This is a genomic window from Enterococcus sp. 7E2_DIV0204, from assembly GCF_002140855.1.
GTDB classification, from domain to species: Bacteria; Bacillota; Bacilli; order Lactobacillales; family Enterococcaceae; genus Enterococcus_L; species Enterococcus_L lemimoniae.
The window spans coordinates 2,224,806-2,249,180 of record NZ_NGKY01000001.1 but is presented as its reverse complement, the minus strand read 5'-3'; the positions used below and the strand labels follow the sequence as shown (position 1 = coordinate 2,249,180).

The window sequence follows — 24,375 nt, the reverse complement described above, 5'->3', positions numbered from 1 at the left end:
GAAGTATTTCCTCCCTAAAACTCGTTATAAATAAATGTACCGCCGTCAATATTTTTATAATGATATAAATAAATCAACATTAAGAGAATCCCAAAATAAAACACGGTCTTTCCAATAAATTTCCCCCAGTATTGCACATTAGGTTGGTTAAAAAATGCTTTCATTCTATTTTAAGCCTCCAAATTTTTTCCAAATTCATAATTTTTGTACTGTTATTGTAATCAAAATCACTAATAAAAGAAACAAAATTCGCAAATAAAGTACACTTTGCCGCTAACAGTTTTGTCACTTCCAACAAAAAGAGGGCAGAACAAAAGGATAAAGGTTTTGTTCTCCCCACTTTCATGCATAAGAACTAACTGTTTTCAACACTTTTTTAGTTTCCTCATTTTTAGAGCGATAACTACTTACTTAAAAAAATATTAAGTTATTGTCGATATTTCCCATGGATAATACGAGAATAGATTGCTGATGTTAAAAAATAATACGCTAGATAGATCAAGATCAATAGTCCACATGACAGATAAGCCAACCAATAGCCTGAACTGGAAATAAATTTACTAAATACGTAAATCGCAAATGTTGCATGCAATACTCCAATAATCATTGGTGGAAAGAAGATAATACTGTTTTGCTGGTAAACAAGTTTTGTGATTTCTTTTTTAGGAATCCCAATATTCTTTAATAAATCATAATTTTCTTTCTCTTTTTCAGCTTCTGAAAATTGCTGTAACATCAAGATGCTCCCCGTAATGATCAACGCCAACACACCTAAAAACATCGCTACGTAGATGAATAATCCCATTGCTCTTCTGTTATACCTCAATTCTGAAAAGCGATTTGTGTAATTTAACTGCCAATATTCCTGTTCATCATCCTCAGAATACTCTTTAGATTGCTCATTTTCTGCCTTCTGACTTGTTTTAGCTGTATAACCTAGCAACTGATTATCGACCCATTGATATTTATAGTATACAGGAGCGATCCACTTAGGTTTTACCTTCTCAGATATCTTATTGACCAACTCTTCTTCATCATTCGTATGAACATTAAAAGCATTTAATGTATAGGAGATTCCTGAATTTATCTCCTTGAACTGCTCATCCGATACAACCACTGTGGGGAAACTATACCTCAATAAATCCTGTCCCAAAAAATCCGCGCGTACATCTGAAACATGAAGCTTGATTCCATCTGACAATGTAAAATCAGAACCATAGCGGATAAATCCGCCTAAAATATTTTGAATACTATCCAAAATGACGATGTCTTGCTTATTATGTAGCTCAATTTTTTTTAAATATGGATTTATTTTTTGAAATTCTCGATAGTTTGAAAGTGCTAAGATGTTTATTGGGCTTACGTTATTTTCCTCAGTGTCCTGTCCAATTTTAAGATGAAATCGACTACCCGTCAACTTATAATTCAATTTGACTAGAGAATCTATTTTTGTATCCGTTTTATTTTCGATTACTTGCGCTACTTTCTCAAAATCATCTTGTGCAACAATAAAATCTGTTGGTGCTGTAATATTTACAGAGTTCATCCCAATTGTATAAAAAGAGGCCGCACCACCGATCATCCCTAAGGCAATTGCAATAAAAATTGTCACAAACGATAACGTATTGCCGCTTCTTCTAACATGTTTCTTGGTATTACCTAAGGCTAACATGTTTAAATTTCGATAATAGTTGAACTTATCTTTTCCAAATAGATAGACAACTAAGTTCATTGTATAGTTAAAAAATAAATACGTTCCTACCATACAAATCAACATAATCGCTACTGGTGCAATCAAGAACCCTGCAAAACCAAACACTGATTTCATCAAAAAGGTTGCAAAACGGATCACATTATACGATAAAATATAGCCTGTCAGGATAAACACGATCCCTAAAACACCTAAGCCAATCTCAAGAACAGACAAGTTATTTGAATTGGCCGCTCTTTTCTTTGTTTTACTAAGTAAATCTGAGACTTGATAACGATAAATCAGCCAACTACTTCGAAATGATACTGCCAATAACATAAAAACAAAAACAATCCCTGTTTGTATCATGGATGGAATTGACGCATAGAACAGACTTTCTACTTGCAAAAACATGGCTTTGGCCAAAATCATTGAAAATAATTTAGAAAAAATAACGCCAAGAATCAGACCAGTAACTAATGATATAGCACCCAAAATCAACGTTTCAATAAAAAACAGAAAAGATATTTGTTCTTTGCGCATGCCAATTAAGTGATACAGACCGATTTCTTTTCCTCTTTTTAAAAGAAAAAAGTGGTTCGCAGCAAACATGAATCCTAAAATCATGACTACGACTAAAATACCACCTAAATTCATCGCACTATCGATATGAATCTCTTGTCCAACTCTATTCGTTAGATTTCTATTATAGGTAATCGCATTAAAGCAATAATAGACAACAACAGCAAATGTCATACTAACAAAATAAACAAGGTAATTAAGAAATTGTCCTTTAAAATTTTTCCAAGACAAATTAAAAATCATTCGCTCGGCCACCTCCGCCAATCGTTGCCTGCATATCGATCACCCGATTGAAAAACTCTTTTCTAGAACCTTGACGAACTACCTCTGAAAAAAAGACACCATCTTTAATAAACAAAATCCGATTACAGTAACTTGCAGTATAAGGATCATGGGTAACCATCATGATCGTAGCATCGTCTTGTATATTCATATTCGTCATATATTGAAGTAATTCTGCAGCTGATTTAGAATCCAAAGAGCCTGTTGGTTCATCTGCAAAAATAATTTTAGGTTTAGTGATCAGTGCGCGTGCTGCTGCTACTCGCTGTTTTTGTCCAACTGAGATTGCATTAGGAAAACTACTTAACAATTGGTCGATCCCTAAAATATCAGCAACATGCGCCAACCGTTGCTCCATTTCTGATAGAGGCATACGATCAACAGCCAATGGCAATAAAATATTATCTTTTACATTTAATGTATCCATTAAATTGAAATTTTGGAAAATAAACCCTAGTTTCTTACGTCGAAAATCGCTGATTTTACCATCGCGCATCTTCAATATATCTTGACCATCTATTCGAACCATTCCAGTCGTAGGCAATGCAATCGTGGAAATCGTATTGAGTAATGTCGACTTACCAGCACCACTAGGTCCCATGATCCCGACAAACTCTCCTTGTTCTACAGAAAAAGATATATTATTCAAAACTTGGACCTTATTGCTTCGGTACCCATATGATTTACTTAAATGATTTACTTCTAAAATTTTTGTCATAGATTTCGCTCCAGTTTATTCGTTATCCTTATTCTACCAATATTTTATCCAACTGAACATCGTTTCCTCTTACAATTAAGTAATAATAAAAAAGATTCATCAATCATTTATTTTTCCAAGTCAAAACGTTGTGACAATTTCCACAAACCTTTTAGGGAGTTGTTTTCACAGTTTTTTTCATTTCCCATAAACACTATATGTAGTTATTAAAAGGCATTAAAAATTAAATTTCACACTATATATAGTTGAAAGATTCTATTAATTGTTTTATTATAAGGAAGAAATAAATCTATGAGGAGATGTGCAGTAATGATGGATATTAAGCAAGCTAATAATGAAGTGAGTTCTACTGGTTCAGCCTTACACACGATTAAAATCGTTAAAAGAGATGGTCGGCTAGTAGATTTTGATGATCGAAAAATTTATGATGCTTTGATCAAGGCTGAACAAAAAATTCGTGGTTCTTTAGACCCGCTTGCCCATGAACGCATTCAAGAAATCGTTGAAAGAATCGATCAAGAAATTTCAGATCGTTTTGCAGAAGATGTCAAAATTTATGAAATCCAAAATATCGTTGAACATATTTTACTAGCAAGAAATGAATATGAATTGGCAGAAGAATATATCAACTACCGCACTCGTCGAGATTTTGAACGGAGTAAAGCTACAGATATCAATTTCACAATCAGTAAATTAATCAACAAAGACCAATCAGTCGTTAACGAGAATGCCAATAAAGATAGTGATGTTTTCAACACGCAACGCGATTTAACGGCTGGGATCGTCGGTAAGTCGATTGGACTTAAAATGTTGCCTCCTCATGTTGCCAATGCACATCAAAAAGGTGATATCCACTATCATGACTTAGACTACCATCCATATACACCGATGACCAACTGTTGTTTAATTGACTTCAAAGGGATGTTGAACGATGGATTCAAAATCGGTAATGCTGAAGTTGAGTCACCTAAATCGATCCAAACAGCAACTGCTCAAATCTCACAAATTATAGCCAATGTCGCCTCTAGTCAATATGGTGGTTGTTCTGCTGATCGTGTGGATGAACTATTAGCACCGTTTGCTGAATTAAATTATCAAAAACATTTAGTAGATGCTAAAGAATGGATCGATGGTGCTGATCGTCAAGATGCTTATGCTAAGAGTAAAACCCAAAAAGACATTTATGATGCCATGCAAAGCTTAGAGTATGAGATCAATACCTTATTCACTTCAAACGGACAGACTCCATTCACTTCTTTGGGATTTGGATTAGGTCTAAATTGGTTTGAACGCGAGATTCAAAAAGCGATTTTACAAATCCGAATCAAAGGTTTAGGTAGTGAACATAGAACAGCAATTTTTCCTAAATTGATTTTCACTTTAAAACGTGGTGTTAATTTAAACGAATTAGACCCAAACTATGATGTGAAACAACTTGCATTAGAATGTGCTACAAAAAGAATGTATCCTGATATTTTAAATTATGATAAATTAATCGATTTGACAGGTAGTTTCAAAGTCCCGATGGGTTGTCGTTCTTTCTTGCAAGGATGGAAAGATGAAAATGGCGAAGAAATCAATGTCGGCCGTATGAATTTAGGGGTAGTCACTTTAAACCTACCTCGAATTGCAATGGAAGCACAGGGAAATGTTGATAGATTCTGGACACTTTTAGCTGAGCGTTTAAATACAATGAAAGATGCTTTAGTCTATCGTGTTGAACGTTGTAAAGAAGCCACACCAGCCAATGCACCGATTCTTTATATGTATGGTGCATTTGGTAAACGTTTGTCTCGAAAAGAATCTGTCAATGAATTATTTAAAAACAAACGGGCAACTGTTTCACTAGGCTATATTGGTTTATATGAAGTCGCTTCTGCTTTTTACGGCGGAGACTGGGAAACGAATCCTGAGGCGAAAGACTTTACACTTGCGATTTTAAAAGACTTGAAAGCTCATGCAGATGACTGGGGCAATGAATATGGTTATCATTTTAGTGTTTATTCAACACCAAGTGAAAGCTTAACTGACCGTTTCTGCCGCCTAGATACTGAAAAATTTGGAATTGTCGAAAATATCACAGATAAAGACTATTACACAAACAGTTTCCATTATGATGTACGTAAAAATCCAACACCATTTGAAAAACTAGATTTTGAAAAAGATTATCCACAATATTGCTCTGGCGGTTTCATCCACTATTGCGAATACCCAGTCTTACAACAAAATCCGAAAGCTTTGGAATCTGTTTGGGATTATGCCTATGATCGTGTTGGCTATCTAGGAACTAATACACCGATCGACCATTGTTATGAATGTAATTTCGAAGGAGATTTCCACCCAACAGAACGCGGATTCGAATGCCCACAATGCGGCAATCACGATCCAAAATCATGTGATGTTGTGAAACGTACCTGCGGATACCTAGGCAACCCCCAAGCCCGCCCAATGGTACATGGAAGACATAAAGAAATCTCTTCACGAGTGAAACATATGAAATAAAAAGCGGAACGAACTGGTTAGCTCTGACTGAAAAATAGGAAATATTGATTGTGACGCTTTTTGTCACTAGCAATATTTGTCTTTTTTCTGAAGAGTTGTTTCGTGCAGCTAGATTAAACAAAAAACAGAACAATCCGCTGATTCCAAACACAGAATAAAAAAAGCGATGTGTATTGCATTAAGTTGCAGACATCGTTTTTATTTGAAAGGATGACTAAAAATGAGAAATCCTAAACCACAAGAATGGCTAGCAGAAGAACTCAGCCAAAATTATATTGGTGATTATAAGGCATTTAATTTTGTAGATGGCGAAGGTGTACGAAATAGTCTTTATGTCAGTGGCTGTTTGTTTGCTTGTGAAGGTTGCTTCAATCAGGCAGTTCAAAATTTTCGCTATGGCAAACCATTTACAAAAGAATTAGAAGAGAAAATCATTGAAGATTTATCTCATGATTATGTACAAGGCCTGACCTTACTAGGCGGAGAACCTTTTTTAAATACAGAAGTTTGTTTGACTGTCGTTGATCGAGTGCATCAAGAATTTGGGACTAAAAAAGATATTTGGTCTTGGTCTGGTTATACATTTGAGGAACTATTGCTAGAGTCTGATGATAAACTGGAGCTATTGAGTAAAATCGATATTTTAGTAGATGGACGGTTTGAACTGTCCAAAAAGAACCTAAATCTCCAATTCAGAGGTAGCAGTAATCAACGGATTCTTGATGTCAAGAAATCTTTAGCTAGTGGTCAAGCCGTAATTTGGAACAAATGTCATGATGCACAACAAGCATATGAACAAATAAAAAAAGGACTTTTTATCTAGTATTTAACCCAACGTAGTAACAGAAACTTTCTGATTACTACATTGGGTTTTGTTTCTATCTATTTGTTTAATCAAATCATTAGCTCATCTTTTAGTGGTATATTACAATAAAATAGAACTCATCAAAGTTGATTAGGAGGAAAAAGATTGTGACTACTAATTCGTTTGCTACTAAAAAGGCGATTATCACAGGAGCTGCTTCAGGAATTGGCTATGCTACTGCAAAATTATTTATTGAAAAAGGCTTTGTTGTTGGCTTGATTGATGCTGATAAAAATCGCTTGGAATCTATTTCTAAAGAATTCAAACAGGATGGTTACGACTGTTATTACCGAAGTGTAGATGTAACTGATGAAATTAATTTGAAAAAGGCAATCGATGAATTAACGGAAAGCTTAGAAGGCTTGGACGTCTTTTTCAGTAATGCTGGAATCAATGGAACTTGGGCACCGATTGAAACCTTAACGATCAGTGATTGGGATCAAACGATAAACACCAACTTGCGCAGTACATTTTTATGTACAAAATTTGCGATTCCCCATATGAAAGAAAACGGTGGATCGATCATTATAACAAGTTCTATTAATGGAACTCGAATTTTTAATAACTTCGGTGCTTCAGCCTACAGTTCTTCAAAGGCTGGGCAAGTGGCTTTTACAAAAATGGCTGCTTTAGAACTCGCTCGTTATAACATTCGTGTAAATGCTATCTGTCCTGGTGCTATCGATACGGCAATCAATGGAAAAACAAAATACTCAGCTGATCTGGATGAAGTTGAAATCAAGGTAGAATTTCCAGAAGGGAATCGTCCGTTGAAAAATGAAACTGGAACCAGTGAGCAAGTTGCTCAATCTGTGCTATTTTTAGCCACCGATGCTTCAGCTAATATTTCAGGTACAGAGCTTTATGTTGATGGAGCAGAATCTTTGCTTTAATTTAAACAAGAGAGGTTGGGACAGGAGTGTTTAACCCCTTCGAAAATAAGAAGGGGTTGCTTCTGCTCCCACCGTTTATTCGGATACAAAGAGCCCGAAACAAAACTATTTTAGTTTTGTCTCGGGCTCTTATTTGTTCTAATGAGCGCTTGTTTTGAAAAAGGTAAGAACCTCTTCACGAATCTTACGGTGATCAACAATCGGCTCGGGGTAATCTTTTCCAATAACTACACCACTCTTTTTTTGAAGCTCTTCTGACATCTTACTCGGCTCATGAATAAATTCATTTGATACATCTTTTAACTCGGGAATAAACTGGCGAATAAAATCACCATATCGATCAAATTTTTCACTTTGTGTCGTAGGATTAAATATCCGAAAATAAGGAACGGCATCTGTTCCGGTAGAAGCTGCCCATTGCCAACCTCCTATATTACTCGCTGCATCATAGTCAATCAGTTTTTGTTGGAAATACTCTTCTCCCAATCTCCAGTCGATCAATAAATCTTTCGTTAGAAACGATGCCACAATCATTCGTAAACGGTTATGCATCCAGCCAGTCTGGTTTAGCTGCCTCATTCCAGCATCTACAATTGGAAAACCTGTCTGTCCTTTTTTCCATCTTTCAAAAAAATCTTGATTATAGCTCCATTGCAGTTGTCGATATTGTTCTTTGATTTCTTGTGTTTTTTGTTTGGGATTCTCAGAGTAAATCATATTATAAAAGTCTCGCCAACAAAGTTCAGAAATAAAAGTTTGACGTCCATTGGAATCTGGTTCAGCATTAAGAGCATGCCAAACTTTGCGTATAGATAATTCACCTGTTCTTAGAAAACGTGATAACTTACTCGTTTGATCTGAATAAGGGTAGTCTCGACCATCTTGATATTCATGTAAGTGATTCTTTATAAACTCTTTTAAATAATTCTCCGCTACAACTTCCCCACATTGATATTCAAAAGGTAAATGAATGTCTTTAATGATTTGCTTAAACTTTTTTTCTCCCTCTATAAATAATGGATGTGAACTTTCTTTTAATAAATCTAACGGAGCCACGGTTCTTTGATATGAGCGTTTTGGCATTGTCAGCCATTTTTTAAAGTAAGGTGTGAAAATCTTGTAACTTTCTCCAGTTGGCTTTTTAATTTCCTGCACACCATGTAGATGACTGTCTTGGTAAGAATATACTTGAATCTGGTTATTCTCAAAAAATTCAATCATTTTCTGATCCCGTTCTTTTCCGAAACCACGTTCATCTGAATTAAAATAGATTTTACTCCAATCTGGATAGCCCTTTTTTAAATTGGTAAAATTTTCTTTTAGGTTTCCATATAAGAAATGGATTGAAACACCGTTCGCTTTCGCATGCTCATAAAAACTATTTAAGCTATAGAAAAAAGCAGCATGATTATAGCTATCTTCTATAAATTGCAGTGGATTCAATTGAAAAATACAAATAAGTTCATCTGCAGATTCACTATCTTCTACCATCTTACTAAACGCTGTATTATCCTCTAAACGAAGGTCTTTACGAAACCACATAATCGTTTTGCTCATTGCCTCTTTCCTTTCAGGTTTATGAATACTTAGATAGTAGCATAGATATTAAATTATCACTAAAATTAAGCTTTGATTTGCTGTTACTTCAACGCTTCATTTTCATCCGTTTTTGTTTTTTCCCATAGGGGCAATACCATATTTTCGTAAGCCATTGGATCGAGATTCGTCAAGGTTATCCCTAATAGCCGAATCCCTTGTTCAAGTCCCAGTACTTCTTCCCAAATCAGGTTGGCCTGGTAATACAATTCTTCTTTTTTCGAGATATATTCTGGTAAAGTCTGACGCTTTGTCACTGTCGTATAATCTGTGTAACGAACTTTCAACACAACTGTTTTCCCATGCTTTTGGACTCGCTCTAACGATTCTTCCACTCGTTCTGCTAATTGTCTTAATTGAGCAGTTACTTGCGCTTCAGTCGTTAGTGGTGTGCCATATGTATGCTCTTTCCCTACTGATTTACGGTCTCTGGTGATATTTACAGGAGAATCGTGGATCCCGCGAACTTTTCGATAAAGAGAATAGCCCATTTTACCAAAATTACGGATCAGCATCATCTCATCTTGTTTGTACAGATCCTCTCCAGTATAAATACCTAAATCATGCATTTTAGGTACTGTTTTTTTCCCAACTCCATGAAATGCTTCGATTGGCAACGCCTTTAAAAAAGCTTCAGCCTCATCGGGCATGACAACCGTTAGCCCTTTAGGTTTTTGAAAATCCGAGGCTAACTTTGCCAAAAATTTATTATAACTGACACCAGCAGAACAAGTTAAATGTAACTCGTTCCAAATATCATATTGAATCAATTTAGCGATTTTAATCGCTGATTTACTGTTGATCTTATTTTCCGTAACATCTAGATAGGCCTCATCTATTGATACTGGCTCGATAATATCAGTATAACGGCGAAAAATCTCTCTAATTTGCTGAGAAATTTCAGAATACTTCTCATAGTTGCCTGGTTTAAAAATAGCATCTGGACATAATTCATAAGCTTTTTGAGCGCTCATGGCTGAATGGATACCAAATTTACGGGCTTCATAGTTTGCAGTAGTTACTACGCCTTTCCCTCCTGTATCACTAGGATGGCGTGCAATCACTAACGGATGCCCTACTAACTCTGGATGATCCCGTTCTTCAACAGAAGCAAAAAAAGCATCCATATCGATATGAATAATCTTACGGGAAATATCCTTCTTTAAAGGGAAACGCAGTTCGCTGATCATAATCGCCATCCTCCTTTAAAATAGGCTTACTATCACCTTTTATCTTTAACTAAGTTTAAGAAAAATTCCCTTTTCGCTATCTTCTAGTATCTTTTCAATTTTTGTTTGAGCAACCCGTGAGATACTGGACGTTGATACCACTTGGTTAGTTATTTTTACTAGAGGATCCACGAACCTTATCTTCTTCTTTTGATAAATATCATAGTTATCCTCACTAGAGCAAACACTGAATTTTAGTGAGTGATTCATTTTATCCAATAACTGTCGAATTTGAAGACTATTACTTGATTTTAACTTTTTAAGAAACGCCGCATCAGTCATCAGCAAATCATCCCACATAATTTCTTGATTTTCCAGCCCAAGCTGAATTGCTTTTGCCATCCATTCATAACTGCATATATTACGAGGATCGTAAAAAAAGTCGATCACTACTTTTTGATACTGATCTATAAACCAAGTCGCCCAATCAACCGAATGCAAAACAATCTGACCTTCTATGATAGTTATCGATCCTAAAAATTCCTGAATTTCTTTAAGTGGTACAGAAAAGTAGCGGTGCACTTCTCGTAATGTGTAATCAATTCGGTCACAACATAGCAATGGTGCTTGTTGCTCCAATAATCCCCATTGATCATCATCAAATAAAATTTGTCGATGATCAAATCCATACTGATTTAGTAGCACGGGAATCGTTGACCGTTCAATCAACTCTGTTTTGATTTGTTCATGGTAATTATCCGCTTTATTAGACAAAGCTAAATCGATCACATGAGAAAAAGCAGTATGTGACACATCATGTAGTAAACCAGCAATTTGCTCTGCTACAGTTCCGCCAAGTTTTCTAATCAACAACATAACACCGATAGAATGTTCGTACCTTGTTTCATTCCAAGCTGGATTGATTAAAAAAGCCGGACCTGCCATATGAACATCTTTTAAACGCTGAATCTCTTCTGACAAGATCAATGCAGCCAGAACGTCTTCTACTTCAAATGAACCATATAGAATATCCTCAACAATCATTTATTTCTCCTTTAAAATTCTTCTGTCTTGTACAAATATTATATACGAACATTTGTTCATTTACAACTGATTTTATTCAAAAAAAGGAAGTCAAGCTGTTTTAAGCTCAACTCCTTTATAGACAGTATCTATATTGCTTTTACTCCCCTTTCCCCCGTTCTAATTCGGATCGCCTCTTCTACGTTATAAACAAAGATTTTGCCGTCGCCGACCTCGCCTGTTTGACAAATAGCCAAAATCAAAGAAATAATTTTTTCTACATTTTCATCTAAAACAACGAAACTAACTTTAACTTTAGGTAATAATGTCGTAATGATTTCTTGCCCCCGCACGTATTCTTTCAAGCCTTTTTGGTTACCAAAACCTAGTACTTGACTGACCGTCATCCCTAACGCTTCAAAACGATCGTCCACCATTACTTTTAGCTCTTCTAATTTTTCCTGTTGTATGATTGCTTCTACTTTTTTCATCTATTTTCCTCCTAAGAATCCAATCCCATAAATGTTGGATAAGCTGTTTCATCATGTTCAATGCGATCCAACCCTAATGCTTCTTCTTTTGCAGAAACTCGAATCGGCATAAACAATTGAATTCCTTTGATGATCAAAAAGCTGGCAACTCCAGCAAATACGATGGTAAAAGCAATACTGGCTACTTGTGCCACAAACAATTCAGTACCTCCATAAAGTAAACCAGTTTTCCCACCTACCGCTGGATCAGCAAAAATCCCAGTCATAATTCCTCCAAAAATCCCACCAACACCATGGCAACCAAAAGCATCTAGCGCATCATCATAACCAAATTTATGTTTAACAAACGAAATAAAATAATAACAAAATGGGCTAACTAAAGCACCCAGAACAAATGAACTCCACAGAGAAACGAATCCTGCCCCTGGAGTAATGGCTACTAAACCTACCACAGCTCCCGTACAGGCACCTACGACTGTCGGCTTACCGATTGCTAACTTTTCGATCAACATCCAGGAAAGCATCCCACTAGCTGCTGCTGTATTAGTCGTCAGCATAGCATGGATTGCCAAACCATCCGCTGCTAGTGCGGATCCCGCATTAAACCCAAACCAGCCAAACCAGAGCAAGCCCGCACCTAAAACAACAAAAGGAATATTATGTGGGCGATACTCCGTTTGACGATATTCTCGACGTTGTCCTAAAACGATTGCCAATACAAGACCTGAAATCCCTGAGCTAATATGAACGACATTTCCACCCGCAAAATCGATCGATCCTATTTTATCTAAAAATCCTCCGCCCCAAACCATATGTGCCATCGGATAATAGACTAAGATTGACCAGATACCAATAAATGAGAAGATTGCCGAAAAACGCATTCTTCCAACCACAGCACCTGTAATGATTGCAGTGGTGATCAACGCAAACATCATTTGAAAACCTGCAAATAAACCTTCTGGAATCGTTTCACCTTTCGTCATTGAAACATGCTCAAAAAATAGTTTATCCAAGTTACCAACAAATAAATTCTCTCCACTAAACGACATTGAATAACCGATTATGACCCAAAGAACTGAAGCAAGACCCATTACGCAGATCACCATCATCATTGTATTGAGAATGTTTTTCCTACGTTCCAATCCACCGTAAAAAAATGCCAGTGCCGGAGTCATCAAAAAGACCATTGCGGAGCAAATCAGAATAAACGCAATATTTCCTGTTTCCATAAAATCCCTCCAATTACCAAGTTAAGCCAACCTTCACTTTAGCTTTGTCGGTTATTTTAGCATCGTTTTTTTAATTCTCCTAGTAAAAATCTCTCAATCGCGAAAAATAATTTCATTTTTCTGACAATTCACGTTACAAAAAATAACATCTATACCAATGAAGCGTTTTCTTTATACTTATCAGGTTTATTTACACTACCAATTTCAAAAAAAATAAGAGCAGGACAAAACTAAACATCCGTTTTGTTTCGCTCTCTAAACCCGAATAAATATTTTTGTCTCGGCCTCATTTTCACTTTAATCTACATGATACTCTTTGTACACATCCTGTTTCTTCAATCCACGTAGCTTTGCTACTTCTTTGATGGCTTCTTTTGACGAATTCCCAGCATTCATCACAACTTCAACATGCTCTTTAATGGACAGTTCTAAATCTTCATTATCAGGTAACCCTGAGTCACTAGCCCCTTCAACTAAAAGACAGCACTCACCTTTTAACGTGTGTTCAGCTAAATAATCTCGAAGTTCAGCTAAAGTTCCTCGTAAATACTCTTCATGTAACTTTGTTAATTCACGACAAACTACAGCTTTCCGCTCTTTACCAAAGACTTCTGAAAAATGCTTTACAGTGGTTGCAATTCGATGAGGTGATTCATAAAAAATTTGGGTTGGGATTGCGGATTTTAACTGTTCCAAAATCTCAATCTGCTCTTTTTTCTTTCTTGGTAAAAAACCATAGAATGTAAAAGGTTGTGGAACTAGACCTGAAGCAATCAATGCGGTGATTCCAGCTGTGGGTCCAGGCAAAGCAACTACTTTGATGCCCGCTTCGATACACGCTTCAACTAACTCATGACCTGGATCACTAATTGACGGCATCCCCGCATCGCTAACTTGTGCGATTGTCTCCCCCGCCTCTAACCGTGCTAGAAACTGCGGAATACGCTCTTTATAGTTATGTTCATGAAAACTAATTTGAGGAGTCGTTATTTCAAAATGATTCAACAATTTTTGTGTGTTTCGCGTATCTTCACTAGCAATGATCGTCGCTTCTTTTAAACAATTAATACAACGAAAACTCATATCTTCCAAGTTCCCGATCGGTGTCGGGACTAAATACAGTTGACCCATGCTAGATGAATCAAAACTTTTCTGTTTTTGCATAAGGGCTCCTTTTAACTTCTTATTTGAGTTATTGTAAAAAGGCTGAGACAAAGTTTGTCACAGCCTCTAAATTTGATTCCTACTTATTTGTATCGTTCACCATAAATAACATCTAAACAAAACGCACATTCTTCATCATTTTCACGCCGTGAGCCGTATAAAATATTGCAGACATGAAATCCTTCTTCATATAGCTTTTCCAAATTCATACGAGATTTAGAAAGCTCTTGCTTGGCTGGATCATTTGGATCACTGGCTAATTTAGTAAGTTCCTGTAAATGCTCACGCAAGCGCTGATTTTCAATTTCAAGGGTTGTATTTTTTTCGACTAACTCATGAAGTGCTTCTTTAATCTCTGATAATTGTCCCAAAGTTCCTTGTAGATCCGTCTCTAATGAACTCAGACCATCGTATAAAGAACGTTTATCCATTGTGATCACCTTTTTCGGCTTGAGCTTTTTCTGTTGCTTCTTTGATTTCTTCATAATCATATTCTACTGCGGTTTCACGTCCAACTAAACGGACTTTGATGATACGGCTCAATAAGTTCAATCCGACAACTCGACCTTTACCATCTGGTGTGATCACGTCTTTACCATAATCAGGTAATTCCTTTTTCGCTGCTTCGTATTCATCATTTTCATATTTCAAACAGCACATCAAGCGCCCACACAAACCAGAAATTTTTACAGGATTAAGTGATAGACCTTGATCTTTTGCCATTTTGATTGAAACAGGCATAAAGTCACCTAGAAAAGTTGAACAGCATAATTGTCTACCACAAGGTCCGATCCCACCTAAAATTTTCGCTTCATCTCGTACGCCGATTTGGCGTAATTCAATTCTTGTACGGAAAATGGCTGCCAAATCTTTGACCAATTCACGGAAGTCGATGCGACCATCTGCAGTAAAATAGAAAACCATTTTACTGCGGTCAAATGTATATTCAACACGAATCAATTTCATTTCTAATTCATGTGCTCTAATTTTTTCTTTGGCCACGCTTAATGCAGCTTGAGCATCATCAACGTTCTTTTGTTCTTTCTCTAAATCATTTTCTGATGCTTTATTTAAAATGGGCTTCAATTCTTCAGGTAAGTCTTCCGGATCCACTGTTTTTTTAGGTATCGCAACCGTGGCCAGTTGTTTAGACTGCTGTGATTCCACAAGTACTTTCTCATTATAAAAATACTCTGATTTTCCAGGAGCAAAATAATAGATATGACCTGCTTCGCGGAAGCGAACTCCTACTACTTCTACCATTTTCATCCTCCTATTTATGTTTTAGGGTGGATCATTCTTATCACTAATTGTTCACAAACACTTTGCCAACTGACATTGGCTTCCCATTTTTGGCGAGCTTGTAAAATCAGTTCCACTCGCCCAGCTTGTTGTTCCAGAATTCGTTTCAGCTGCTTTTGAGCCACACTTTCAGTTAGTTGTTTGCGAGAATAAGCAAGTAATAAATCAAAACTCAACGCTTGCTGGTCTTTTTCTTTAAACACTTTGATCATCTTTTTTTGGACATAGACAAAAGCTTGTAGATCATCTTTTATCATGTAGTCAAACCATTGTTGAATAATTTCCCTAGCTTCATTAAACCATTCATCTTGAGAGATTTCAACTGCTTTGTCAAAACTATTTGTCAGTTCTGTCAAAAGACTGGCGGTATTTTTATTGATTCCAGACTCTACTAAAGCATGGATCAATTTTTCCTTTACTAAAGGTTGAAAATGAAGAACTTGGCATCTTGATTGGATTGTTGGTAAAATTTTTGCTAAAGAGGTTGTCTCTAAAATCGCCAGTACTTTGCCTTCGGGTTCTTCTAAGAATTTTAACAAGCTATTTGCGGCGCCAATACTCATTTTATCTGCTTGTTCAATTAGGAAAACTTTTTGCGCAGTCTCTACACCACTTTTGCTAAATTCAGCTTTCAACGCTCTGATTTGATCAACTTTGATCGTTTGACCATCGGGTGTGACCCGCATCACGTCTGGGTGTTCATTGTCATTGATCCGTAAACAATTATTGCATTGATTACAAGGATTATTATCCGTCAGATTTGTACAAAAAATATGTTTTGCTATCCACAAGCCAAATTCTTTTTTACCAGTTCCTGTATCGCCTTCAAAAAGATAAGCATGGGCAAGACGACCATGCTCAAAACTTTTTTGAAGTTGCTGGTAAAGCAACGGTTGTTGTTCATTTAAAACAGCTGCTTCATTCATTTTAATATTGATGGAACCCTTCAACCGGAAGAACAAACACTGTTGCTCCACCGACCTCGACCTCGACAGGATAAGGCACTTGTCCATCCATCGTAATATCTAGTGTTACAGGAGTTGACACATATTGTTTACGAGATTGACAGGTTTTTTTGATCAGTTCCAATGCTTCTTCGATACGGTCATCGTCGATCCCAACAATAAAGGTGCTATTTCCAGCTTTTAAAAAGCCACCCGTTGATGAAAGTTTTGTCGCACGGATATTGGCATCAATAAATTCATTGGCTAAACGGTTACTATCTTTATCTTGGACAATTGCTAAAATAATTTTCATATTCGGTCACCTTCCTAATTTCTAAAATATTCTGGATAACGATTTACGATTGCTTGGAAAGTTGCTTCGACAACATTTTCCAAACTCATTCTGGCATCAATTTTTGTGATTCTTTCTGGGTTTTCTTCTACTAATTTTAGATATTCATGGCGAACTCGTTGATGAAACTCAAGTCCTTCTGAATCCAATCGGTCGATTTGTTGTTGACGATGATTTTTGATACGATTCAATCCAGTATCAGAGTCTACATCCAAATAGATCGTAAAATCTGGTACAGTTCCTTCAATCGCAAATTCATTGATCGTAGCGATTGCCTCAACACCGATTCGTCGCCCTGCTCCTTGATATGCTAGCGAACTATCTACAAAACGATCACATAAAACAATCTTTCCTGCCTCCAATGCAGGTAACACCTTCTCCATCAAATGCTGACGTCTAGCCGCTGCATAAAGCAACGCTTCGGTCCGCTCGTCCATTTCCTGATTTCTCGGATCTAAAATGATTTGACGAATCTTCTCAGCAATGGGAATCCCGCCAGGTTCTCTTGTCTTAATGATACTTCTTTCTGCTGCCAGATCCAGCCTTGGATATAATTCATTCAATACACTTGTTTTTCCTGCGCCATCTGGTCCTTCAATTGTTATAAAAATACCTTGCACTTTACTAATCCCCTAACTTACTTTGATTCCTTTTATCTATTATACTTTATCTGTCACAATCAGTCTAATTGAATTCCTTATTATTAAAAAATTCCTGATGAAAAAAATAAAAATCATTTAAACTCTTTTACGTTGTCTAAAAGAACAACGGCTACAGCACTTAAAATAAGACTATCAACGAAATATGAATAGTTCTTAGAATTTTATCCTGCTTTGGGTAACGTTTTGGCTTTGAGTTGGTTAACGCTATTTTTTGCTAGAAGACTTTCACTACTTATAGAATTCGTTTCAACAAAATCGGTTTGCGAAAGTATTAGATCACGATGGTAAAATAATCTCACTTGAATTTGATAAAAAACACGTTGAGGTTGCGAAAGAAAACTTGACTCTCAATTATGTAAACGCTTTAACGATTGTAACTTCTGATAGCTTAGAGAAAATGGCAGCAAGCTAAGAACCTGCTTTCGATTTAATCTTTATCGATACGGATTAAGAAAACACTTCTGTTTGCTTGAAATACGTACTACAACTCGCTCTTCCTGTCACTATTATTATTGGCGATAACGCTGTACGTGATGGTGCTGTTATTAATCAAAATAGTGCTGCTGGATGAGTTAATTGTTGAAAAATACAGGCTAAAAAAAGCTGTCAGTTATGTTGCCATTCCAATCTCTTTGGATAGCTCATAACTGATAGCTGCTTTTACTGTTTTAAAGTTCACGACGTCCTTCCACGGCCTTAAGCAACGTCACTTCGTCGGCATATTCAATATCACTACCTACTGACAAGCCGTGTGCCAATCTGGTTACTACGATACCTGCTGGTTTAATCAAGCGAGATAAATACATAGCAGTCGCTTCACCTTCTGTCGTCGCATTTGTTGCAATAATCACTTCTTTAACCTCATCATCATGCAAACGTTGAATTAGCGAAGCAATATTGATGTCTTCAGGTCCAGTTCCTTCCATTGGGGATAATACGCCATGAAGGACATGATACAATCCATGATATTCACGCATCTTCTCCATTGCCATAACATCTTTTGGTTCTTCTACAACCAAAATAATACTGCGATCTCTTGTTGTATCCTGACAAATTTCACAAGGATCTTCTTCTGTAATATTGCCACAAATACTACAAAAATGTAAATCGCGTTTCACACTAATCAATGCCTTAGCAAAAGCATTAACATCCTCTTCTTTCATATCTAGGGTATAAAAAGCTAAACGAACTGCCGTTTTTTGACCGATCCCTGGTAATTTCATATAGCTTTCAACTAATTTGGCGATGGGTTCTGGATAATGCATAATTTTCTATACTTCCTTTCATATCAAGTGTTTATAGTGCCTATAAATTTAGGCGGTAACAAAAACGGTAACAAAATTTGCTTTAAAAACTAATAAGAATCAAGAATATTACTTTCATGTTCGGGAAGTTTATCTAGATAATAACTCATTATAGTTTTTGCACTCTCATGCCTTAAACGCCTTTGAATCGTTTTTTAATCGATTCCCATACTCAATAACCACATAGCGTGACTATCTCTGAAATCATGAATCTTTATTCTTTTAAGTTGATTATTTCTATTTTTTCCTTTATTGTATTTCTCTATAATTTGTTCTTCCCATAAAGTCCAATTTCTTGAAGAATACATTGTACCATCATACAGGAAAATGTACTCCATTGCACCCACAGATTCTTGTAATTTTTTCCATTTTCTAAGCCATTCAACATTCTTGGGTGACAACTTCACCCAACCTTTACTACTAAATGTTTTAGCTCCATCTGAAACACTAGCAGTCCAGTTAAATTTATTTCTGTAATTCAATGTACTATTCACATAAATCATATTCTTTTCCCAATCAATATCTGACCACTTACGTGCCATTAATTCTCCTACACGTAGCCCTGAAAAAAAAGAGTATAGAAGCCAGCTTTCTTCATTACATCTAGATATTTTATTTCACTAATTAATGAGAAGAAAGTATTGAATTCATCAATAGTCCAATATGAGATTTCTCTCTTAGCTCGTACTTTCATTTTTTTCACTCTTCTAGCATAATTTACTTCAACCAATTCCCTTTCAACAGCTAAATCAAAAACTTGATATACACCTGATAAAATGTGGTTAATATACCCAGAAGATATTGGTTTGTCATACTGAGAATTCATATTTTGAAGATAATCTTTAAATAGAGCTATATCACGTTTCTTTATATCGCATATATTTTCTCCTTGAAAATATTGAAAATACTTATAATACATTTTATACCTGTTTCTAAATGTACTATCTTTTAAAATGAAGAACTGCAACACTTTCAAAGAATTCATACAAATCAATACTTTCGCTTTTTTCAAAATTATTGATGTTATACTTAACTTTTTCTAAGGCTTCATTTAAAGCATATTTAGCTTCACTTGCAGAATTAAATTCTTCTTCTTTTATCCATAATTTTCCAAGCAAGTTTCCTTTTTTAACCGCTTCTTATAATACCACTTCTTTGTCTTTTTATGCTTATAAACATTTGCAGTTTCAGTCATTTTCCAGTTCCATTCCCAACAACCTTTCCACAGCATGTATAGGAACTCATTGTAATTTTCGTCCTGAATAAAAATCACACTTTTTTCCTTAACCATGTAAATTTTTGCATTCTGAAAAATACGTTGTGCTTGAGCTGAATTAAAACCACGACTTTCAATTTCCTTCTTAATTATACTTTCCATTTTAACACACTACCAACACCTAAAAAAAAGCATTACTTTATTATTTCGTTATCTGCTTCTCTTAATCGAAAGGCAAACAAAACTCCCACCACAAAAAGTAGAAGAACTTCTATTTTTCCAACGCTAATAAATCACTCAATAAAATCTCTTAATTATCATTTAATATTTGCATGTATGCTAATAAAAGATACTTGCTAAATCGCAAACATATAAAAAAAGTCCTACCGTGAACACATTCAGTGAAAACAGTAGGTCTCTTTGTTACAGGTAAAACAGATTAAACTAATTCCAAGTTACTATATGAGTAGTTCCTTTCAAGAAAAGATTAGGTAAAGCATATGGTGATATAAACGATGGTACTACCATATTCTCTCCATTTTTGTTAGCATAATAATAGCAATGCATAACTATTTTTGAGCAATACGTAGGATTGGTACTTAAAACTCCTCCACCAAGTCCGTATTTAATATTCTTACCTTTAACATTATCATTTCCCCATTTGCCCGCTGCCAAGTTTCTATAAAAAGTTGAATTTGGTCGATACACTTTTGTCCATGCTTTTGGATTCTGTGCTTTAGTATCTCTCATCCATTCAAATATTGTTTTTGTTCTAGGGATATTTCCGTATCCATCAATACTTAATATTGTACCATTTGCAAGGAAAATTCCAGCATGTCCTGTTAACCCACTGGAAGAAGTACCATTCGTTACCATCATGTCTCCAGCCATAGGTCTACCAGCTACGCTTCTAAATTGAGGTGAAACTGGATCAGTCGGTTCAGGAGTATTTCTATAAGTATAATATTCATCAAAACTGACATCAACAGGCAAATCATTTTTACTTAACAATAAATTGTAATCATTCAAAATTTCAGCATCATCAATCTGGCGCAGAGAACGAGCATATTTTCTACTTTGTTCACTTTGTTCAAATTCTTCTAATGAAGTACCTGTCAGTGCATATTTTTCATTAATATCATCAATTTCATCTGCATACACTTTACTAAAATTTCCAATACTAAATAATAAAACTAATAAAAACAGCCCCAAAAACTTTTTCACTTTTATCACTCTCCATATCTAATTTTTTTTGTATATGTTATCCCACCCTGATCATTATCGTAATATAGTTCGGACTCTTTCATTCTATACCAATAGACAAAAGTATACTTGTACTTACTTCCTTTGACATAAAACATATAGTCATATCGATTAAAATAAAAATTACGACCAGATTTTAGGTTATACAAATCTTTTTTGTTCAAATCCAATTTTTTTAGTTCCTGATCAAAACTCACACGAACAGCTTTATTCGGATATTTTGTGTAACCCCATAGAGACAAAAGAACTAAACCCAATAACACAGTGAGTATAAGCGTATTTTTTTTTATAGCTATTCCTCCTCACATTGTAATATAAATATATCTTATCATAAGGTATATTTCTACTCAATGAAAACTAAAGTTATTTAAATGTATTAATACAGTTTTTCACTGTGTAAACTACTTTTTTTAAATAGTTAAATAAGACCTACTGAGAACATTCATGAGGACAGTAGGTCTTTTTTATGTTTATTTGCACAAAACAAGATCGATAGAAACACTTATTTTACAGTATTTTTGCCTTATCCGTTACTAGTTCTGAACTCATATGAAAACATCTTCAAAGCTATTCTGATCATTTTATCCAATTCATAAACGGTAACAAAAGTATCTTTTTAAACTTTTAAGATATAACTACAGAAATTGAAAATTCAGTAATATCAAGCATTTTAGCACAAACGTATTTTAACTAGCCTTAATTCTTTATAGGTTCTGGATAATACATACTAGAATTATCCTTTCATAATAAGTCTTTATGACTTATTTTATTCATTAAAGCAATACAAAGAGTAACAAACCTAGTATTGAAATTCAATATAGTAATTATTGATTTCAGTACTTAGTATATCACTAATAACTCCTTTAAACGTTACACAACAGAAATAAAATAATTTATAATAACTCAATTTGAATATTTTCAGCTTCGTTTTTATTTCCATTTGTATCTAATTGATTTTGGACTATTTTCTCACGCGATTCTTTTAATTTGTTCTCAAATTCTCTAATGCTTTTCTCGGTATATAGTGGATAAGTTTTATTTTCAGAAATATATTTTAAATTTCCTTGTGCTTGCTTTATAAATGACAGCTCTCCATTTTTGAATTGTTTGTGATCTATTATACCAACAGGTCTATTTTGTTTGAGTGCATGACCAATTGTAATATTGGTTCCACCCTGGATACCAGTCTCTATAACAATAATTCCATCGCTTAGACCGCTCTGCCATTCGTCTCTTGCTGCTAAAAATTGTGGTATCAACTTTCTACCATTAGGATAGGTAGAAATTAACAGCCCGCCAGAATTCAATATTTCTTTAGCCAAGTTTCTGTTTTCTTTCGGATAGACAGGTTTATCTAAACCGTGAGCTAGTACAGCAATTGTTTTACCTGCAACGTCTAAGACTCCCTTACGTGCGCACGCATCTATTCCTTTAGCTAAACCACTGACTATTGAGTAATTTCTTTTGGCAAGTAGTTTAGATACTCTAATGCCCATTTTCTCACCAAATTCAGATGGGTACCTTGTCCCTATAATCGCAACGGATTTTTCATAATTTAATAAATCCACATTTCCTTTAGCATACACTAGAATTGGATAATTTTTTAAATTTTTGATTTTTTTGGATAAAAATCATCACAAAAATTTATTATTTTTATTTTTTTACTAACGTTTTCGTTTATCAAATCATTTGCTTTTTTTAGCGCTTGCTCCCAAGTTAAAGGTGTTAGCACTTTATTATTTATTGCTGTAACATTTGTTTTAGAAAGTTCTTGGTAAATAATGGTTTCATTATTAATTTTTATTTCACCTAAAAACGTAATGATTGCCTTAGGTCCAATACCTTTGAAATCCAGTAAGGCTATTATTATTTGAGTTAGATTATTCAAAGATAGTCGCCTACTATTATGCTTTTTTTAAAAATTTAATAAGCTCTACTACTTCTGCATACACATAGTCTGCATTAAATTGGTTTTGACAGTTTGATCTATTTCCCAAATTTACCAAAACAGATTCAATACCCGATTTATTATAAGCCATGATATCATATTCAGAGTTTCCTATTCCAATAATACGTAACTTATCATTATTATTGGTAAGTTTTTTTAGTTTTTCTATCGCTACCTCTATCAGATAATTTGACGGTTTGCATAGTTTTTTTCCACTCAATATTGCATCATTATACGATAACAGACAATCAATTTCATCTATGTTAATAAAGTATTTAGACGGGGATCCCGGTTTGTTACAAAAATAATTGGTATTTGCATCTCATTGATTACATATGAAATCATTTCTTTTATTCCTTCATATACTTGAAATTTTCCTAGGTTCATTTTTTGCAGCAGGATACTGTTTCCTTGTCCTTCAAATTTATACTCATGAGATTTTATCGAGTCTATCAGTGTTTGATCCACGTCAAAAATAATAGCATCTATTGGCTGATTGATTTGCGTTTTTGGCTTCACTTCTCCTCTTAGACAACTATTATTTTGCGTCCTTCCATATGCAAAATAGATGATTTTCGTGAATCCTAAATCAGTCAAATGTTTATGAGCTGCGTAAAATGAGCTTCCGGTAGTAACAACATCATCGATTACAAGAACTATTTTATTCTTATCTTCATTTGGAATCTTTTGACCTTTTTCCCAAGAATTATAATGTTTTTTATAATTTCTATTTACTGTACCAGAAACTTCATGTGCTGCTTCTTCATCTTCTATTTTCTTAAACAAAGATTTTCCATTTTAAAATTTCTCCTCATACTCCTCTGACAACTGACCGACCACTCGTGATACAATATTCTTTTTTTTAATTTTTGAACTAGGGATGCACGTTACTATGATTGGCTCACTATTTTTTTAATTACGGCATTAATATCTTCCACATATCTTTTTAGGCCGCCTACACTTTCAAAATTTTTTTGCCTGATTATATTTTGCTCGATTACTAAAAAAAGACTTACCTGATTTTTTTAATCCATTGATGTATTTATAATCATCATATTCAGATGGTGTATATTCTTTTGTTGGCATTGGATATTCTTTTAAATAAAAAATAGGTTCAAAATTTTCTTCAATGACGTGTAACTTCCGAGTATTTACAACTTGATTATAATTAATATTTTTC

At 34.9% G+C, this 24,375-nt stretch carries 28 protein-coding genes; 3 read left to right on the top strand and 25 right to left on the bottom strand.

Going from position 1 to position 24,375, the window contains the following annotated elements:
- Positions 1–14: 14 nt before the first annotated feature.
- From A5819_RS10510 to A5819_RS10495, 3 genes are all read right to left on the bottom strand, one after another.
- Positions 15–164: a teichoic acid D-Ala incorporation-associated protein DltX gene (locus tag A5819_RS10510; RefSeq protein WP_086278750.1), complete on the bottom strand. Its 150-nt coding sequence runs from the start codon at positions 162–164 to the stop codon at positions 15–17.
- A gap of 263 nt (positions 165–427) precedes the next feature.
- On the bottom strand, positions 428–2,515 hold the full coding sequence (locus tag A5819_RS10500) for an ABC transporter permease (protein ID WP_086278748.1): 2,088 nt from the start codon (positions 2,513–2,515) through the stop codon (positions 428–430).
- Entirely contained in the window at positions 2,505–3,272 is a 768-nt protein-coding gene (locus A5819_RS10495; protein ID WP_086278747.1) for an ABC transporter ATP-binding protein, read from the bottom strand. Before A5819_RS10495 ends, A5819_RS10500 begins: the two co-directional genes overlap by 11 nt.
- A 309-nt stretch (positions 3,273–3,581) precedes the next feature.
- Between A5819_RS10495 and nrdD the strand changes: the two genes are divergently transcribed.
- The 3 genes from nrdD to A5819_RS10480 all read left to right on the top strand — a co-directional run bounded on the left by nrdD (position 3,582) and on the right by A5819_RS10480 (position 7,532).
- Positions 3,582–5,774, top strand: a complete 2,193-nt coding sequence (nrdD, locus tag A5819_RS10490) for an anaerobic ribonucleoside-triphosphate reductase (protein WP_086278746.1) — start codon at positions 3,582–3,584, stop codon at positions 5,772–5,774.
- A gap of 220 nt (positions 5,775–5,994) precedes the next feature.
- Positions 5,995–6,597, top strand: coding sequence for an anaerobic ribonucleoside-triphosphate reductase activating protein (nrdG, locus tag A5819_RS10485; RefSeq protein WP_086278745.1), 603 nt, complete (start codon positions 5,995–5,997; stop codon positions 6,595–6,597).
- A 149-nt stretch (positions 6,598–6,746) separates the two neighbouring features.
- Positions 6,747–7,532, top strand: coding sequence for an SDR family NAD(P)-dependent oxidoreductase (locus tag A5819_RS10480; protein ID WP_086278744.1), 786 nt, complete (start codon positions 6,747–6,749; stop codon positions 7,530–7,532).
- Between the two features lie 138 nt (positions 7,533–7,670).
- Here the strand turns inward: A5819_RS10480 and A5819_RS10475 are convergent, their stop codons facing one another.
- From A5819_RS10475 to A5819_RS19275, 22 genes are all read right to left on the bottom strand, one after another.
- Positions 7,671–9,089, bottom strand: a complete 1,419-nt coding sequence (locus tag A5819_RS10475; protein WP_086278743.1) for a deoxyribodipyrimidine photo-lyase — start codon at positions 9,087–9,089, stop codon at positions 7,671–7,673.
- Positions 9,090–9,172: 83 nt separating this feature from the next.
- Entirely contained in the window at positions 9,173–10,318 is a 1,146-nt protein-coding gene (gene dinB, locus A5819_RS10470) for a DNA polymerase IV (protein ID WP_086278742.1), read from the bottom strand.
- Positions 10,319–10,363: 45 nt separating this feature from the next.
- Positions 10,364–11,341, bottom strand: coding sequence for an HD domain-containing protein (locus tag A5819_RS10465; RefSeq protein WP_086278741.1), 978 nt, complete (start codon positions 11,339–11,341; stop codon positions 10,364–10,366).
- A gap of 128 nt (positions 11,342–11,469) precedes the next feature.
- Positions 11,470–11,811 carry a P-II family nitrogen regulator gene (locus A5819_RS10460; protein WP_086278740.1) on the bottom strand — a complete coding sequence of 114 codons (342 nt, stop codon included), beginning with the start codon at positions 11,809–11,811 and terminating at the stop codon, positions 11,470–11,472.
- Between the two features lie 11 nt (positions 11,812–11,822).
- The gene (locus tag A5819_RS10455) at positions 11,823–13,040 is read right to left on the bottom strand and encodes an ammonium transporter (RefSeq protein WP_086278739.1); all 1,218 of its coding nucleotides are present in this window, start codon (positions 13,038–13,040) and stop codon (positions 11,823–11,825) included.
- 297 nt (positions 13,041–13,337) lie between these two features.
- Positions 13,338–14,204: a 16S rRNA (cytidine(1402)-2'-O)-methyltransferase gene (gene rsmI, locus A5819_RS10450; protein ID WP_086278738.1), complete on the bottom strand. Its 867-nt coding sequence runs from the start codon at positions 14,202–14,204 to the stop codon at positions 13,338–13,340.
- Positions 14,205–14,287: 83 nt separating this feature from the next.
- Positions 14,288–14,635, bottom strand: a complete 348-nt coding sequence (locus tag A5819_RS10445; RefSeq protein WP_010773302.1) for a DNA replication initiation control protein YabA — start codon at positions 14,633–14,635, stop codon at positions 14,288–14,290.
- Positions 14,628–15,467, bottom strand: a complete 840-nt coding sequence (locus A5819_RS10440; protein WP_086278737.1) for a stage 0 sporulation family protein — start codon at positions 15,465–15,467, stop codon at positions 14,628–14,630. Before A5819_RS10440 ends, A5819_RS10445 begins: the two co-directional genes overlap by 8 nt.
- A 14-nt stretch (positions 15,468–15,481) precedes the next feature.
- Positions 15,482–16,432 carry a DNA polymerase III subunit delta' gene (gene holB, locus A5819_RS10435; RefSeq protein WP_086278736.1) on the bottom strand — a complete coding sequence of 317 codons (951 nt, stop codon included), beginning with the start codon at positions 16,430–16,432 and terminating at the stop codon, positions 15,482–15,484.
- A 1-nt stretch (position 16,433) separates the two neighbouring features.
- Positions 16,434–16,763 (bottom strand): cyclic-di-AMP receptor, encoded by a 330-nt coding sequence (locus A5819_RS10430; protein ID WP_086278735.1) that lies wholly within the window; start codon positions 16,761–16,763, stop codon positions 16,434–16,436.
- 14 nt (positions 16,764–16,777) lie between these two features.
- Complete coding sequence (tmk, locus tag A5819_RS10425) at positions 16,778–17,422, bottom strand: dTMP kinase (protein WP_086278734.1); 645 nt, start codon at positions 17,420–17,422, stop codon at positions 16,778–16,780.
- 710 nt (positions 17,423–18,132) lie between these two features.
- Complete coding sequence (gene recR, locus A5819_RS10420) at positions 18,133–18,729, bottom strand: recombination mediator RecR (RefSeq protein ID WP_086278733.1); 597 nt, start codon at positions 18,727–18,729, stop codon at positions 18,133–18,135.
- Between the two features lie 194 nt (positions 18,730–18,923).
- Complete coding sequence (locus A5819_RS10415; protein WP_086353048.1) at positions 18,924–19,310, bottom strand: tyrosine-type recombinase/integrase; 387 nt, start codon at positions 19,308–19,310, stop codon at positions 18,924–18,926.
- 8 nt (positions 19,311–19,318) lie between these two features.
- Positions 19,319–19,687: a hypothetical protein gene (locus tag A5819_RS10410; protein WP_086278731.1), complete on the bottom strand. Its 369-nt coding sequence runs from the start codon at positions 19,685–19,687 to the stop codon at positions 19,319–19,321.
- Between the two features lie 22 nt (positions 19,688–19,709).
- Complete coding sequence (locus tag A5819_RS19280; protein WP_176271407.1) at positions 19,710–19,886, bottom strand: hypothetical protein; 177 nt, start codon at positions 19,884–19,886, stop codon at positions 19,710–19,712.
- Positions 19,865–20,146, bottom strand: a complete 282-nt coding sequence (locus A5819_RS10405) for a hypothetical protein (protein WP_086278730.1) — start codon at positions 20,144–20,146, stop codon at positions 19,865–19,867. The genes A5819_RS19280 and A5819_RS10405 overlap by 22 nt, the downstream gene beginning before the upstream one ends.
- Positions 20,147–20,428: 282 nt before the next feature.
- Positions 20,429–21,208: a hypothetical protein gene (locus tag A5819_RS19795; RefSeq protein ID WP_086278729.1), complete on the bottom strand. Its 780-nt coding sequence runs from the start codon at positions 21,206–21,208 to the stop codon at positions 20,429–20,431.
- A 932-nt stretch (positions 21,209–22,140) separates the two neighbouring features.
- Positions 22,141–22,815 (bottom strand): DNA-processing protein DprA, encoded by a 675-nt coding sequence (locus A5819_RS10390; RefSeq protein WP_254907253.1) that lies wholly within the window; start codon positions 22,813–22,815, stop codon positions 22,141–22,143.
- Between the two features lie 35 nt (positions 22,816–22,850).
- Positions 22,851–23,135: a hypothetical protein gene (locus A5819_RS10385; RefSeq protein ID WP_086278726.1), complete on the bottom strand. Its 285-nt coding sequence runs from the start codon at positions 23,133–23,135 to the stop codon at positions 22,851–22,853.
- 16 nt (positions 23,136–23,151) lie between these two features.
- On the bottom strand, positions 23,152–23,415 hold the full coding sequence (locus tag A5819_RS10380; protein ID WP_086278725.1) for an HAD hydrolase-like protein: 264 nt from the start codon (positions 23,413–23,415) through the stop codon (positions 23,152–23,154).
- 38 nt (positions 23,416–23,453) lie between these two features.
- The gene (locus A5819_RS10375) at positions 23,454–23,981 is read right to left on the bottom strand and encodes a hypothetical protein (RefSeq protein ID WP_086278724.1); all 528 of its coding nucleotides are present in this window, start codon (positions 23,979–23,981) and stop codon (positions 23,454–23,456) included.
- A 177-nt stretch (positions 23,982–24,158) separates the two neighbouring features.
- On the bottom strand, positions 24,159–24,375 hold a 217-nt coding region (locus tag A5819_RS19275), incomplete at its 5' end, for a hypothetical protein (protein WP_176271406.1).

Bases quoted from the DNA above. Each gene is read 5' to 3' on its own strand.
- A5819_RS10510 (WP_086278750.1), bottom strand. From the start codon at position 164: ATGAAAGCATTTTTTAACCAACCTAATGTGCAATACTGGGGGAAATTT.
- A5819_RS10500 (WP_086278748.1), bottom strand. From the start codon at position 2,515: ATGATTTTTAATTTGTCTTGGAAAAATTTTAAAGGACAATTTCTTAAT.
- A5819_RS10495 (WP_086278747.1), bottom strand. From the start codon at position 3,272: ATGACAAAAATTTTAGAAGTAAATCATTTAAGTAAATCATATGGGTAC.
- nrdD (WP_086278746.1), top strand. From the start codon at position 3,582: ATGATGGATATTAAGCAAGCTAATAATGAAGTGAGTTCTACTGGTTCA.
- nrdG (WP_086278745.1), top strand. From the start codon at position 5,995: ATGAGAAATCCTAAACCACAAGAATGGCTAGCAGAAGAACTCAGCCAA.
- A5819_RS10475 (WP_086278743.1), bottom strand. From the start codon at position 9,089: ATGAGCAAAACGATTATGTGGTTTCGTAAAGACCTTCGTTTAGAGGAT.
- dinB (WP_086278742.1), bottom strand. From the start codon at position 10,318: ATGATCAGCGAACTGCGTTTCCCTTTAAAGAAGGATATTTCCCGTAAG.
- A5819_RS10465 (WP_086278741.1), bottom strand. From the start codon at position 11,341: ATGATTGTTGAGGATATTCTATATGGTTCATTTGAAGTAGAAGACGTT.
- A5819_RS10460 (WP_086278740.1), bottom strand. From the start codon at position 11,811: ATGAAAAAAGTAGAAGCAATCATACAACAGGAAAAATTAGAAGAGCTA.
- A5819_RS10455 (WP_086278739.1), bottom strand. From the start codon at position 13,040: ATGGAAACAGGAAATATTGCGTTTATTCTGATTTGCTCCGCAATGGTC.
- rsmI (WP_086278738.1), bottom strand. From the start codon at position 14,204: ATGCAAAAACAGAAAAGTTTTGATTCATCTAGCATGGGTCAACTGTAT.
- A5819_RS10445 (WP_010773302.1), bottom strand. From the start codon at position 14,635: ATGGATAAACGTTCTTTATACGATGGTCTGAGTTCATTAGAGACGGAT.
- A5819_RS10440 (WP_086278737.1), bottom strand. From the start codon at position 15,467: ATGGTAGAAGTAGTAGGAGTTCGCTTCCGCGAAGCAGGTCATATCTAT.
- holB (WP_086278736.1), bottom strand. From the start codon at position 16,432: ATGAATGAAGCAGCTGTTTTAAATGAACAACAACCGTTGCTTTACCAG.
- A5819_RS10430 (WP_086278735.1), bottom strand. From the start codon at position 16,763: ATGAAAATTATTTTAGCAATTGTCCAAGATAAAGATAGTAACCGTTTA.
- recR (WP_086278733.1), bottom strand. From the start codon at position 18,729: ATGCATTATCCAGAACCCATCGCCAAATTAGTTGAAAGCTATATGAAA.
- A5819_RS10415 (WP_086353048.1), bottom strand. From the start codon at position 19,310: ATGGCACGTAAGTGGTCAGATATTGATTGGGAAAAGAATATGATTTAT.
- A5819_RS10410 (WP_086278731.1), bottom strand. From the start codon at position 19,687: ATGTATTATAAGTATTTTCAATATTTTCAAGGAGAAAATATATGCGAT.
- A5819_RS10405 (WP_086278730.1), bottom strand. From the start codon at position 20,146: ATGGAAAGTATAATTAAGAAGGAAATTGAAAGTCGTGGTTTTAATTCA.